Genomic DNA, 12861 nt, shown 5'->3' on the forward strand with positions numbered 1-12861 from the left:
AAAATACGGACAAAATGACCTGCCTGCCCCGCCATCAGCGTGGCAGGATCAATTGCTCAATCGCCTGGGCAACGCCATCTTCAACATTGCTGCCAGTCACATGCATGGCCTGCTCGCGAATGTGCGCATCGGCCTGGCCCATAGCAATCGACAATCCGGCCCGATGGAACATGGCCGGGTCATTGCCGCCATCACCGATCGCGACCGTACGTTCAAGGGGCACACCCAGATGCGCTGCCAGCGCGGCAAGGGCATCACCCTTGTTGGCCTTGAGGGCGGTGATGTCCAGGTAACGGGCCTGCGAACGGCTGGCCGATGCCTCGCCGCTCAACAACAGTTGCAACTGCTGCTCAAGCGCTACCAGCAAGGGCGCATTGCTCGTGGTGGCCACGATCTTATCGATCCGATGCAAATAAGGCTCAAAGCTATCGACCACGAGCGGCGCATAACCCAGGCCCTGCTGTTCATGGGCAACCATCGGCCCCAGCGGGTCGCGCAACAGCCACTCATCGTCAGCGAACACCCAGACTTCAACGTCGTGTTCGGCCAGGAACGCGAGTGTTTTGAGGACAGCCTGGTACGGCACATGATGGGACTGCAGCACACTGCCATCAGCGTTGACCAGCACCCCGCCATTGAACCCTGCAGTCGGCAGTTCAACACCCAACTGCTGGATATAGTCGCGCATGGCCCGGGGCGGACGGCCGGTGGCCAGGGTGAAGTGAATGCCGGCGGCCTGCAGCGCCTTGACTGCCGCCAGGTTGCGCGGGCTTATCGTATGGTCGGGCAAAAGCAAGGTGCCATCCATGTCACACAGCACCAATTGAATGGGGTCTTGCTTCACGTCACTCATCCTATGTCGAGCCAGACGCGACCATCGCGCGCCAGCAAATCCTTGGCTGCCTGTGGGCCATCTTCCCCTGCCTTGTACAGATGCACGTCAGTGTGTTCGCGCCATGCATCCAGAAAAGGCTGCACACCGCGCCAGCCATTTTCGATGTTGTCTGCACGCTGGAACAGGGTCTGGTCACCGGTCAGGCAATCGTAAATCAACGTTTCGTAGCCTGTAGAAGGCTGCATTTCGAAGAAGTCCTTGTACGCAAACCCCAGCTCGATATTGGCCATCTTCAGCCCCGGGCCCGGGCGCTTGGCCTGCAGGTCGAACCACATGCCTTCGTTGGGCTGGATCTGGATACGCAGGTAGTTGGGCTGCAAGCGCTCAACCTCGGTATCGCGAAACTGCGCATAAGGCGCGGGCTTGAAGCAGATGGCGATTTCCGTATCCCGCGCACTCATGCGTTTGCCGGTGCGCAGGTAAAACGGCACGCCTACCCAGCGCCAGTTGTCGATCATCACCTTGAGCGCGACAAAGGTTTCGGTATTGCTGTCGGGCGCCACATTGTTCTCTTCGCGATAACCCACGACCGGCTTGCCACCGGACTCACCCTGGGTGTACTGCCCGCGCACCGAGTTTTTCAGCGCATCGTCCCTGGACCAGGGGCGGATTGCACCAATCACCTTGGCCTTTTCACCGCGCACCGCATCGGCGCCAAAGGCTGCGGGCGGCTCCATCGCCACCATCGCCAGCAACTGGAACAGATGGTTGGGCAACATGTCGCGCAAGGCCCCGGTATGTTCGTAAAAACTGCCACGGGTCTCGACCCCGACGGTTTCAGCCGCGGTGATCTGCACATGGTCAATGTAGTGATTGTTCCAGAAAGCTTCAAAAAGCCCGTTGGAGAAACGGCTGACCAGGATGTTCTGGACTGTTTCCTTGCCCAGATAATGGTCAATCCGGTAAATCTGCTTCTCGCTCATGACGCTCAGCAGGCATTCATTCAATGCTTGTGCCGTCTGTACGTCAGAGCCAAAAGGTTTTTCAATAACGACCCGGCGAAAGCCTTCCGGGGTTTCCTTGAGCAACCCGCTGGCGCCCAGACGCTGTACCACTTCGCTGAAAAAGCGGGGTGCAGTGGCCAGGTAGAACACCGCATTGGCGGTACCGCTGGCAAAGATTTTCTGTTCCAGCGCCGCATAGGTGCTGTCATCCAGAAAATCGCCCTGCACATAGCTGATGTTCTTCGCCAGCGAGGCCCATAGTTGGGCATTCAAGCCCTGGCCCTCAGGATGATCCACCTTGCTGGAGGCTTCAGTGCGAATGAAGTCCTCCAGTTTTTTGGCAAAACCCTCATCACTGATCGCATTGTGGTCGACGCCCACAATGCGCAGGCCACCGTCCAGCAAACCATCACGACTCAAGTTGTACAGCGCCGGCATCAGCAGGCGCTTGACCAGATCACCGTGGGCACCAAACAGAAACAGAGTGGTGGGCGGCGCAGGCTTGGCATCAGGTTTACTGGACAGATCGGTCATTTTTTAGGCGTCTCCACATGGCCGCCGAAACCAAAGCGCATGGCCGACAACAATTTGTCGCCATAGAGGCTTTGCTGGCGTGAACTGTAGCGGGCAAACAGGGCTTGCGACAGCACCGGTACCGGGGTCGACTGCTCCATAGCGGCTTCGATGGTCCAGCGGCCTTCACCGCTGTCTGCCACGGCGCCCGAGTAACCATTGAGCGGTTCATCGGTGGCCAGGGCATCGGCAGTCAAATCCAGCAACCAGGACGACACCACGCTGCCGCGACGCCAGACTTCAGCGATATCACCCAGGTTCAGGTCAAAGCGCTGCTCTTCAGGCAGATTTTCACCGCCTTTCATCTTCATCAGGTTGAAGCCTTCGGCGTAAGCCTGCATCAAACCGTATTCAATACCGTTGTGCACCATTTTGACGAAATGGCCTGCACCTGCCGGGCCTGCGTGGATGTAACCACGTTCGGCACGGTCATCGTCAGATACACGGTCCTTGGTGCGCGGGATATCACCCATGCCCGGCGCCAGCGCTGCAAACAGCGGGTCCAGGTGTTTCACGACAGCGCTGTCTCCGCCGATCATCATGCAATAACCACGCTCCAGGCCCCATACGCCGCCCGAAGTGCCGACGTCAACGTACTGGATGCCTTTTTCGGCCAACGACTGCGAACGACGAATGTCATCCTTGTAGAAGGTGTTGCCGCCATCAATGATGATGTCATCGGCGTCCAGCAGTTCGCTCAAGGTCTCGATGGTGTCTTCGGTCGGCGCACCGGAAGGCAGCATCACCCACACAGCGCGGGGTTTGGCCAGGCCGGCGACCAGCGCTGGCAAATCGGCAACGGCGGTGGCGCCTTCCTGTTCCAGAGCGCTGACAAAGTCGGTATTGCGGTCAAAAACCACGGTTGTATGCCCATTGAGCATCAGACGCCGCGCGATATTCCCGCCCATACGGCCCAATCCAATAATTCCCAACTGCATGTACTGTTGCTCCCAACGACAAATAAATAGGTGTACAGCACCTTGGTGCAGCATTGCCCAAGGTGCCCGATCAGGATCAGCCCTGACACATGTTGCATAGTTTCGCACAAGCTGGAGGCCAGATTCCCGATTCAATACACTCAACAGACGGACGAAGCAGTAAAGACTGCAAAAAACATCAACATTCTGTGCCTGGCAAGGCTATCTCACCCCCGTCAGGCCGTTGATGGGTGACAAAGTTTTCACATCCCCTTGGCGATACTTAAACACTTTGTGACTGCTCATTCTTGAGGCAGTCCTCATGTGGTGTGCCTGGCTACACGGCACGGACCATTCAAGTAGTTATCGGCTGGAGCGCTGTATGGGGATGTTTAAACGCAGTAACACATCTGCGAAGGGATTCGATTGGGCAGGCCTTGGCTGGCTGTTCCTGTTCTTTTGGTATTTTTCCGGCATCACCCAACTGCTGATCCAGCTGACAGGCACCTCGGGGTTTTCAGGCTTTCGCCAAGCCTTTGTGATGAGCGCCATCTGGCTGGCCCCGATGCTGATGTTCCCCAAGCAGACCCGCGCAATGGCCGCGGTCATTGGCGTCGTGTTGTGGGCGTGCTCGATGGCCAGCCTGGGCTACTTCTTTATCTATCAGCAGGAATTCTCGCAAAGCGTCATCTTCATCATGTTCGAATCGAACATCTCTGAAGCTGGCGAATACATGACCCAGTACTTTGCCTGGTGGATGGTGCTGGCCTTCCTGGCGCATACCGCTTTTGCCGTGTTCCTGTGGACCCGCCTGCGCCCGGTGTATTTGCCCCGCGTGCAAGCCTGGGCCGCAGCCGTGGCCATCCTTGTCGCGGTTATCGGCTACCCGCTGATCAAGCAATCGATCAAGCACGACAACCTGGCCACCGCCCTGGAAAGCTTTGAAAGCCGGGTCGAGCCTGCAGTGCCGTGGCAGATGGTGGTTGCCTATCGCCGCTACCTGGAGCAACTGGACAACATGCAGGGCATGCTCACCAGCGTCAGCAAGATCCCGCCTCTGACCAACCTCAAGGACAACGAAGCCGGCAAGCCGACCACCCTGGTGCTGGTCATCGGCGAGTCCACCAACCGCCAGCGCATGAGCCTCTATGGCTATGAGCGCGAGACCACGCCAAACCTCGACAAATTGCGCGACCAACTGGCGATTTTCGACAACGTGGTGACACCGCGCCCCTACACCATCGAAGCGCTGCAGCAAGTGCTGACCTTTGCCGACGAAGAAAACCCCGACCTGTACCTCAGCACCCCGTCCCTGGTCAGCGTCATGAAGCAAGCCGGCTACAAGACCTTCTGGGTCACCAACCAACAGACCATGACCAAGCGCAACACCATGCTCACCACCTTCTCCGAGCAGGCGGATGAACAGGTCTACCTCAACAACAACCGCAACCAGAACGCCCGCCAGTACGACGGCGACGTGATCGAGCCGTTCAACAAGATCCTGGCCGACAGTGCCCCGCGCAAGCTGATCGTCATTCACCTGCTCGGCACCCACATGAGCTACCAGTATCGCTACCCGCCGACTTTCGACAAATTCGTCGACCGCAACGGTGTGCCTGCCGGCCTGAACGATGCTCAAGTACCGACCTACAACAGTTACGACAATGCCGTGTTGTACAACGACTTTGTGGTATCGAACCTGATCAAGGACTTCGCCAAAACCGACCCCAATGGCTTTTTGTTGTACCTGTCCGACCACGGTGAAGACGTGTTTGACTCGGTCGGCCACGCAACGCTGGGCCGCAACGAGGCCAAGCCGACCGCACCGATGTACACCATTCCATTCATGGCCTGGGCCTCACCCAAATGGCGTGAAAGCCACGCCTGGAATTTCGCTGGCGACCTCGACCGCCCTTATAGCAGTTCGCAGTTTATCCACACCTGGACTGACCTGGCAGGCCTGAGTGCCGACGAGCTGGACGACAAGAAAAGCCTGGTCAGCGACCAGTTTGTCGCGCGCCCGCAACTGATTGGCGACCCGTACTCACGCCCGCAAAAAGCCTTGATCGACTTCAGCCTGATCAAGCCCAAACACCCCGCCCCTGCCAACGTGGTCCAGCAATAATCTGGCTGTGGGGCGCCCGGGCGCCCCACACATGCCCGACACACAATTACAAATAATTCTCGTTTAGCCTAACTCCGCGCCTTGTCATTCGTTTGAAGCACTGGACAACTTCATAACAACGACAAGGAGTCGGCAGCGATGTTCGCGCCCATCACCCGTTCCATGACCCTCACCCTCGGCCTGATCAGCAGCGCCGCAAGCCCGCAATTACTGGCCGATACCGAGCCCTCGGAAAACACGACCCGCGCACTGGAGCTGGGCAGCACCAGCGTCACCGCCCAGGGCCTGGGTGCTACGACCGAAAACACCGGTTCCTACACCACCGGTTCGACCAGCACCGCCACCAAACTCAACTTGAGTATTCGCGAAACCCCGCAGTCAATCTCGGTGGTCACCCGCCAGGAGATGGACGACTTCGACCTCAACACCCTGACCGAAGCCATGCGCCATACCACCGGCATTGTGGTGCAGCACAACGACTCGGACCGGGTCAGCTATTCGTCCCGCGGCTACACCATCAACAACTTCCAGATTGACGGCATGCTCAACACCTTCAGTTTTATGAAGACCGATGCCGACACCATTATCTACGACCGCATTGAAGTGGTGCGCGGCGCCACCGGCTTGACCACGGGCGCGGGCGACCCGTCGGGCACCATCAACATGATCCGCAAGCGCCCCACCCACCAGTTGCAGGCCAAGGCCGGCGCCTCGGGCGGCAGTTACGACAACTATTACAGCTATGTCGATGTGGGCGGCCCGCTGGCCTTCGACGGCCGCCTGCGCGGGCGTACCGTGCTGGCCTATCGCGACAGCCAGTCGTTCCGCGATATCTACGCCCTCAAGCGCGAAGTGGCTTACGGCATTCTGGAAGCCGACCTGACCGACAGCACCGTCCTGGCAGTGGGTTATGACTATCAGGACAAACAGGTCAAGGGATCGTCCTGGGGCACTACGCCCTACTGGACCGGCTCGGGCGATAAAGCCGACTTTGGGCGCTCAACCAACCTGGCCACGTCCTGGAGTTCATGGCCGATGAAAGACAAGACCGCCTTCGCCACCCTCGACCAGCAACTGGCCCATGACTGGCATCTAAAGGCGGCCTATACCCATCGCACCGGCGATGCCGAGGGCAAGGTGTATTACGCCGGCGGCGGTTTCCCCAACCCCGATGGCACGGGGATGTCGGCCTATGCCAGCCATTTTATCGGCGAAGAGCAAATGACCGCCGTCGACGTCAATATCTCGGGCACTTATCCCCTGTTCGGGCGTGATCACGAATTGATGGTGGGTTACGGCCAGGCCAAGAACGACAACACCTCGCCGCTGATGGTTGATCTCAACGCCGATGATTACTACAAAATCCCCGACTGGCGAGACATGAGTTCGATCCCCAAGTACCAGGACTTCAATACCGGCATCGAGGGAAGTCATGACGTTATCAAGCAGAAGTCCGGTTACCTGGCCACGCGCTTTAACCTGACCGATCAATGGCATGCCGTACTGGGCACCCGCTATGGCAGCTGGCAAAGCACCAATACCGCCACGGCGTTCGTTGATAGCAACCCGGGCGCGCTCAGCAGGAGCAAAGTTTCCCAGACCCAAAACGACATCATTACGCCCTATGCCGGCGTGCTCTATGACTTCACCGACGAGTTGACGGTTTACGCCAGTTACACCGATATTTTCAAGCCAACCACCAGCAAGGATGCCAGCAACTCCTACCTTGAGCCGGTGGTGGGCAGTAACTATGAACTGGGCCTGAAGGGCAGCTTCCTGCAGGAACGCCTCAACCTGTCCACAGCCGTGTTCTGGAGCAAGCAGGACAACGTGCCGGAAATCGACGATTCCGTGCCTCGCGGACCCAAGGGCGAGGAATATTACAAATCCGGTGGCAAGGGCAACAAAATCAACGGTTTCGAAGTCGAGCTGGGCGGTGAAGTGATGCGTGACTGGAACATGGTCGCAGGCTACACCTATACCCATTCACGCAACGCCGCGGGCCAGCGCATGAATACTGCTGCGCCATTGAACTTGCTCAAGGTTTCAAGCACCTACCGCCTGCCAGGAGACTGGAATGCCCTGACCGTGGGTGCGGCAGTCAATTGGCAAAGCGATATCTATCGTGCCGCCAATCGCCCTACCGGCGAGAAAAATGACAAGGGCAACCCGATTACCTTCAAGGAAGACATCACCCAGAAGTCCTACACCCTGGTCGACCTGATGGCCCGCTACAAGTTTGACGAGCACGTTTCGGCGTCCCTGAACGTCAAAAACCTGTTCGATGAGAAGTACTATGAAAACGTAGGGTTTTATAACGGCGTGTTCTGGGGTGATCCGCGGACGGTGAGTGTTGGCCTGGAGTGGACGCTCTAAGCAGGAGAAGCGCAAACCTTGTAGTCGTTGACGAGCAGAGCGAGGCTACGTCCGGCTGCACAGCAGTCGTAAATCCGGAATGCACGATGTTCTTGAAACACCACGGTTGAATGGTTTTACGACTGCTTCGCAGCCGGACGTAGCCTCGCTCTGCTCGTCAACGACTACAGGTTTTTCTAAAGTTACAAATATTTGTTCCAGAACAACATCCGCCCGTGCGCCGGGTCGAGCTGGCCATCGCTGAAGCCGAACTTGCGGTAAGAGCCTTGTGCCACCGGGTTGCCTTCCAGCACCTCCAGGGTGATCTTGCAGCAGCCTCGTTCCCGGGCAATGTCCTCCACCTTGAGCAGCATCTTCTGGCTAAGGCCCAGACCGCGAAAGGTATCGACCACTGACACATCATGCACATTGACCAGCGGCTTACCGGCAAAGGTCGAAAACCCTTCAAAGCAATTGACCAGCCCCGCCGCCTCACCGTTGACGAACGCCAGCACACTGAAGGCATGGGACCGTTTGGCAAGTTCTGCGGGCAACTGCTCCAGCACGTCCGGCGCCAGCGCTTCGCCACCCCCCATAGGGTCTTGGGCGTAGTGGTTCAAGACGGCTCTGAGCGCTTGAGCATGAACCGGGTTTGTATAGTCTGCTTGCACTACCACGACATCCGACATTACGCGCATTCCTCGACGAATCTGGTCATTAGTATCTGTTGATCACAGCCTCAGACCTTAGCGCGAGCCCGGTCAGGCCCACAAGTACCGGCTTCACGGGCAAGCAGAAGCGTCCAGCAGCGGCATCAGGCTGGCGAGCTGGTTCACAAAACTGTCGGCATCGGTGTAAATCAGCACATGGCGAAATTGGGCATTGTCCTTGCGGTATTCGGCTTCATCCGTAGTCCCTGCACCCACCATGCCCTGGCTGACCAGCAGTACGTCATACTCATTGCTGGGGGCAGCCTTGAGGCTGACCAGCGCCTCGCCATGATACAAAGGCGCGATCCGGTAATAACCCAGAATATTCAGCGCCCTTTCGATTTTCAGGGCCTGGTTGGGGTCTGCATCGGCAATCAGTATTCGTAGCGATTTTGTTGGCATCCTGACCTCATCATCCCTGTGATTGATTCGCTTGCGCATAACGTTCAAGTTCGTCCGCCAACTGCTCCATACTGCTGTGAAGTGCATCGACTGCGACAGTGAGTCCCTGTGGTTCGCCGGCCTGGCAAACCGCTTCCAGTTGTTCGCAACACTCAATCAGCTTCCTGGCTCGAACGAGCCTGCCGCCCCCCTTGATGCCGTGGGCCAACGCCGCCATGCCGGCATAATCATCCTTGACAAACAGCTCGATCAGAGCGGCAAGGTCCTGGCGGTTTCGGGTCGCCAGTTCCGCAAGCAGCCCCTGAATCATCGACTCATCCCCCTGACTCAACTGCTTGAGGTAAGTCAGGTCAATCTCATCGTCTCTGCCAGATTCGTCGCCATTGATGCCTTTCAGGCTTTGCACCTGGCCTGTGGCCAGGCAAGCACTCAAGTCCTTGAGGCTGATGGGCTTGAACAGGCACCGGTCCATGCCCGCCTCCAGGCAACGCTCAACTTCCCCTGGCTGTGCGTTGGCAGTAAACCCAAAAATCTGGCAAGCCGGCCGCGCCAGTTGCGCCTCTTCGGCGCGTATTGCCTGGGCCAGTTGATAGCCGTTCATGAGCGGCATTGAGCAGTCGGTAATCACCACATCGAAATACCCCAGCCGCCACGCCTTGAGGCCCAGCACACCATTTTCGGCGTCCGTGACGCGGTGCCCCAGGTAACTCAATTGCTGGGCCAGCAACATTCTGTTGGCCGGGTAATCATCCACCACCAGAATATTCAACGACCGACCAATGCCCGGCTCTGGCTCATGGTCGTCAACTGCGTGCTCTTCATGCTCAAGCACAGGCACTACCATCATGATGTCTATCTGCGTACCAAGCCCCTCCACACTGTTGAGGTGCAACTGCCCGCCCATCATTTCGCAGAGTTCGCGGCAGATCACCAACCCCAGGCCTGAACCCTGGCGGGCCGACTGGGTGTTGTTGCTGGCCTGTACAAAAGGGCTGAACAAGCGGCTCTGATCCTGCACAGAGATGCCCACGCCAGTGTCCGCCACGCGCAAGCACACCGAAACATGCTGCGCATCGTGGGCGGGCTGCGCCGTCAAAATCAGCCTGACCTCGCCCTTGTTGGTGAACTTGATGGCATTGCTCAGCAGGTTGGAGACAATTTGCTTGAAGCGTATCGGGTCAATCAGCACGTCCACATCCGTCGCCGGGCTCGACTCACACACCAGTCTCAGTTGTTTCTGCCGCGCCAGGCCATCAAACATGCGTGCCACGGCTTCAACCAGTGACTTGATATTCGAACGCTTGGGGGTCAATGACAGATGACCGGACTCAATGCGTGCTATGTCCAGGATATCGCCAATCAAATCGAGCAACTCGCGCGCCGAGACCGACGCCACCTCAATGGCGAAGCGATCAATGATGCCTTGATCGGCCTTTTTCATGGCCAGCTCAAGCATGCCGATCACCGCATTCATGGGCGTGCGGATTTCATGGCTCATGGTCGCCAGAAAGGTGGTCTTTGCCCGGTTTGCCTCATCGGCCCCCTGCTTGGCGGCATTCAACTCGTTGACCAATTGCTGGCGCCGCGAGATGACCCGCTGCAGGTAGGTAATCCAGGCAATCGCCACCAGCAACAAGGCAGCGCCAATGGAAAAGCCCTGAATGATTTCATCCCGATTGCGCAGCCAGAAACTTACGACAGGTGAGGTATCAGTCCGCCAACGGCTGGTCAGCTCGTTCATGTCCCCTGGTGTCAGGCTGAGCAATGCCTTGCTCAATATGGCGCTCAAGTGCGGGTTGTCATCGGTCGTGGCAAAGCCGACCTGTTCAGGTTGTGTGCCCACCGTGCTGGTAATTTTCAACTGCTTGGCAAAGCGCCGCGAAACCAGAAAGCGCGCACTGGCCAGCGAGCAAATCGCGGCATCGGCCTTGCCTTTGGCCACCATCTCAAGGGCTGCCGGCGCATTGTCAGCGTCCACCACCGTAACATTCGGGTGGTTCTGCACAATAAACTCGCGCAACACATTGCCACGCACCAATGCCACCCGCAGGCCCGCCATGTCATCCAGAGTTTGCGGGGCGTCAGGGGCATTGGAGGTGGTCAGTACAAAAGGTGTAATCAGAAAAGGCCGACTGAACGTCAGCTTGTTCTCCAGCGCGGTACTGCCCGTAATGCCACCCAGCATATCGGCCTTGCCTGATTTGACCAGCGCCACCACCCCCGGCACCGTATGCGCACGCACCGCCTCGAACTCAATGCCTGTGCGTACACTGAGGGTGGCCAATAGTTCGGCAACCAGGCCCTTGAGTTCACCTTGCTCATCAACAAACGACAGCGGCATAAACTGATCATTGATCGCCACTTTTATCCGCGGATGTTCAATCATCCAGCGCAGCTCACTGGCCGTTGGCTTAAAGTGCCAGGGATTGTGGATTTGCGCCCCATCGGCGCTCCAGCGCTGCAAAATGGTCATACGTATACTGGCGGGTATGGCTGCCAGGGCCGCATTGACCATACGCAACAAGCCGGGGTTGTCGCGGCGCAGGGCAAATGAAAACGGGTTGTCTTCCAGGCGCGAAAAGTCGGCCAGTTGCACATTGTTCAGGTAGTTCTTATGAATCAGGTAACTGGCGCTGATGAAATCCCCAAGATAAATGTCGGCCTGGCCAAATGCCACGGCACCGATAGCGGCCAGGGTTGAGGGGTACAGCTGCAAGGTAGCCTTCGGGTAGAAGTCCTCGACCTTTTGTGGCGGCAGATAGTGATCAAGCATGGCAACCCGCAACCCCGCCAGATCGACTGGCGGATGCTGCCGGTTGCTGCTGCGCGTCACCAGGGCGGGCGAGTCGTCGGCATAGGCAAGGCTCAACACCAGATCGGGATACTGCGCCTCAAAACCATTGGAGCTGCTCAGCAAGTCCAGCTCGCCGAGCTGGAGTGCCTCTATCGCCTGCGGCCTCGAAGGGTAGCGCTTGACCTCAATATCGACATGCAGCAATTGCGACAGCAATTGCGCATAGTCGGCGGTCAGACCTTCGAAGTCCTGCCCGTTTACCGTCAGATCAAACGGGCCGTAGTCAGGTGCAGAGATGCCCAGGCGCAAGGGCCCATGTTGCTTGAGCCATTGCCTGTCAGATGGCTCAAGTACCACGTTGAAGGCGTCGACACTGGAGCGCCCCATCAGGTGCAACGTTTGCACCTGTGGCTCAGTTGCCGCAATGGCCAGGCCCTGGGCCAGCAACAGCCCGATGAGCCCCATACATGGAAGGGTTTTCAATTAAATCAAATCATTGCGTTTGGCAAAATCTGCCAGGTAAACCACCGACTTGATATTCAACTTTTCGATCAGTCGCGCTTTATAAGTACTGATGGTCTTACTGCTCAAAATCATGTCTTCGGCAATTTTCTTATTACTCAAACCACGGGCAAGCTGTTGCAAGATGTACAACTCGCGCGCAGACAAATGCTGAATCAATTCTATGTCACTCATACTTGCATCGCTGCTACGCACCGAACTGGCGGCCAAGTAAGGAAAGAATGTGTAACCGTCCATGATTATTTTTACCGCCCGCAACAATTCGGTGAGGTCCTGGCTTTTGGTAATAAACCCGGCCGCCCCGGCTTTCATGCAGCGCTGTGAGTAAAACAGCGGCGACTGGGACGTCAGCACCAGGATGCGGGTTTCAATCCCCGACGCCCTGATTCTATTGATCACCTCAAGGCCATCCAAGCCGGGCATGGTGATATCCAGGATGATCAGGTCAACTTCATGCTTGCGCGCCAACTGAACCGTATCAGTACCGTTGGCAGCCTCGGCCACGACTTCGTACCCATTACTTTCCATCAGTACTTTCATCGCTGAGCGAATAAGTGAATGATCGTCGGCAATCAACACTTTCATACCCTTAGTCCTCTGACAGCAAGCCGAGCGTCGGCGTAT

The 12861-nt window shown here is 57.4% G+C and carries 9 protein-coding genes; 2 read left to right on the forward strand and 7 right to left on the reverse strand.

The genetic code is table 11. The features are described from left to right. Positions 1–34 precede the first annotated feature (34 nt). From BFC21_RS09925 to gnd, 3 genes are read right to left on the reverse strand one after another with little or no spacing between them, the layout of a single operon-like run. Positions 35–853, reverse strand: a complete 819-nt coding sequence (locus tag BFC21_RS09925; RefSeq protein WP_162939309.1) for an HAD family hydrolase — start codon at positions 851–853, stop codon at positions 35–37. After that, a complete protein-coding gene (gene zwf, locus BFC21_RS09930) occupies positions 850–2373 on the reverse strand; it encodes a glucose-6-phosphate dehydrogenase (RefSeq protein ID WP_095004430.1) in 1524 nt (507 codons plus the stop codon). The genes BFC21_RS09925 and zwf overlap by 4 nt, the downstream gene beginning before the upstream one ends. Next, positions 2370–3350 carry a phosphogluconate dehydrogenase (NAD(+)-dependent, decarboxylating) gene (gene gnd / locus BFC21_RS09935; RefSeq protein WP_016782382.1) on the reverse strand — a complete coding sequence of 327 codons (981 nt, stop codon included), beginning with the start codon at positions 3348–3350 and terminating at the stop codon, positions 2370–2372. The genes zwf and gnd overlap by 4 nt, the downstream gene beginning before the upstream one ends. Before the next feature lie 361 nt (positions 3351–3711). On the opposite strand from gnd, the gene BFC21_RS09940 reads away from it, so the two are divergent. Then, the gene (locus BFC21_RS09940) at positions 3712–5454 is read left to right on the forward strand and encodes a phosphoethanolamine transferase CptA (RefSeq protein ID WP_120266019.1); all 1743 of its coding nucleotides are present in this window, start codon (positions 3712–3714) and stop codon (positions 5452–5454) included. A gap of 138 nt (positions 5455–5592) precedes the next feature. After that, positions 5593–7830 (forward strand): TonB-dependent siderophore receptor, encoded by a 2238-nt coding sequence (locus BFC21_RS09945; RefSeq protein ID WP_088377811.1) that lies wholly within the window; start codon positions 5593–5595, stop codon positions 7828–7830. Between the two features lie 182 nt (positions 7831–8012). On the opposite strand, the gene BFC21_RS09950 is transcribed toward BFC21_RS09945, so the two are convergent. The 4 genes from BFC21_RS09950 to BFC21_RS09965 form a co-directional block, all read right to left on the reverse strand. After that, positions 8013–8498, reverse strand: a complete 486-nt coding sequence (locus BFC21_RS09950; protein WP_016782380.1) for a GNAT family N-acetyltransferase — start codon at positions 8496–8498, stop codon at positions 8013–8015. Positions 8499–8591: 93 nt separating this feature from the next. Then, complete coding sequence (locus tag BFC21_RS09955) at positions 8592–8921, reverse strand: hypothetical protein (RefSeq protein WP_088377812.1); 330 nt, start codon at positions 8919–8921, stop codon at positions 8592–8594. A gap of 10 nt (positions 8922–8931) precedes the next feature. Then, positions 8932–12180: an ATP-binding protein gene (locus BFC21_RS09960; protein WP_120266020.1), complete on the reverse strand. Its 3249-nt coding sequence runs from the start codon at positions 12178–12180 to the stop codon at positions 8932–8934. 18 nt (positions 12181–12198) lie between these two features. Further along, the gene (locus tag BFC21_RS09965) at positions 12199–12822 is read right to left on the reverse strand and encodes a response regulator transcription factor (RefSeq protein WP_016782377.1); all 624 of its coding nucleotides are present in this window, start codon (positions 12820–12822) and stop codon (positions 12199–12201) included. Positions 12823–12861 lie beyond the last annotated feature (39 nt).

The sequence above is a fragment of the Pseudomonas sp. TMW 2.1634 genome, from assembly GCF_001703595.1.
GTDB lineage: Bacteria > Pseudomonadota > Gammaproteobacteria > Pseudomonadales > Pseudomonadaceae > Aquipseudomonas > Aquipseudomonas fragi.

What these genes read in the sequence shown, in the direction of transcription:
- BFC21_RS09925 (WP_162939309.1), bottom strand. Translation starts at nt 853, where the DNA reads ATGAGTGACGTGAAGCAAGACCCCATTCAATTGGTGCTGTGTGACATG.
- zwf (WP_095004430.1), bottom strand. Translation starts at nt 2,373, where the DNA reads ATGACCGATCTGTCCAGTAAACCTGATGCCAAGCCTGCGCCGCCCACC.
- gnd (WP_016782382.1), bottom strand. Translation starts at nt 3,350, where the DNA reads ATGCAGTTGGGAATTATTGGATTGGGCCGTATGGGCGGGAATATCGCG.
- BFC21_RS09940 (WP_120266019.1), top strand. Translation starts at nt 3,712, where the DNA reads ATGGGGATGTTTAAACGCAGTAACACATCTGCGAAGGGATTCGATTGG.
- BFC21_RS09945 (WP_088377811.1), top strand. Translation starts at nt 5,593, where the DNA reads ATGTTCGCGCCCATCACCCGTTCCATGACCCTCACCCTCGGCCTGATC.
- BFC21_RS09950 (WP_016782380.1), bottom strand. Translation starts at nt 8,498, where the DNA reads ATGTCGGATGTCGTGGTAGTGCAAGCAGACTATACAAACCCGGTTCAT.
- BFC21_RS09955 (WP_088377812.1), bottom strand. Translation starts at nt 8,921, where the DNA reads ATGCCAACAAAATCGCTACGAATACTGATTGCCGATGCAGACCCCAAC.
- BFC21_RS09960 (WP_120266020.1), bottom strand. Translation starts at nt 12,180, where the DNA reads ATGGGGCTCATCGGGCTGTTGCTGGCCCAGGGCCTGGCCATTGCGGCA.
- BFC21_RS09965 (WP_016782377.1), bottom strand. Translation starts at nt 12,822, where the DNA reads ATGAAAGTGTTGATTGCCGACGATCATTCACTTATTCGCTCAGCGATG.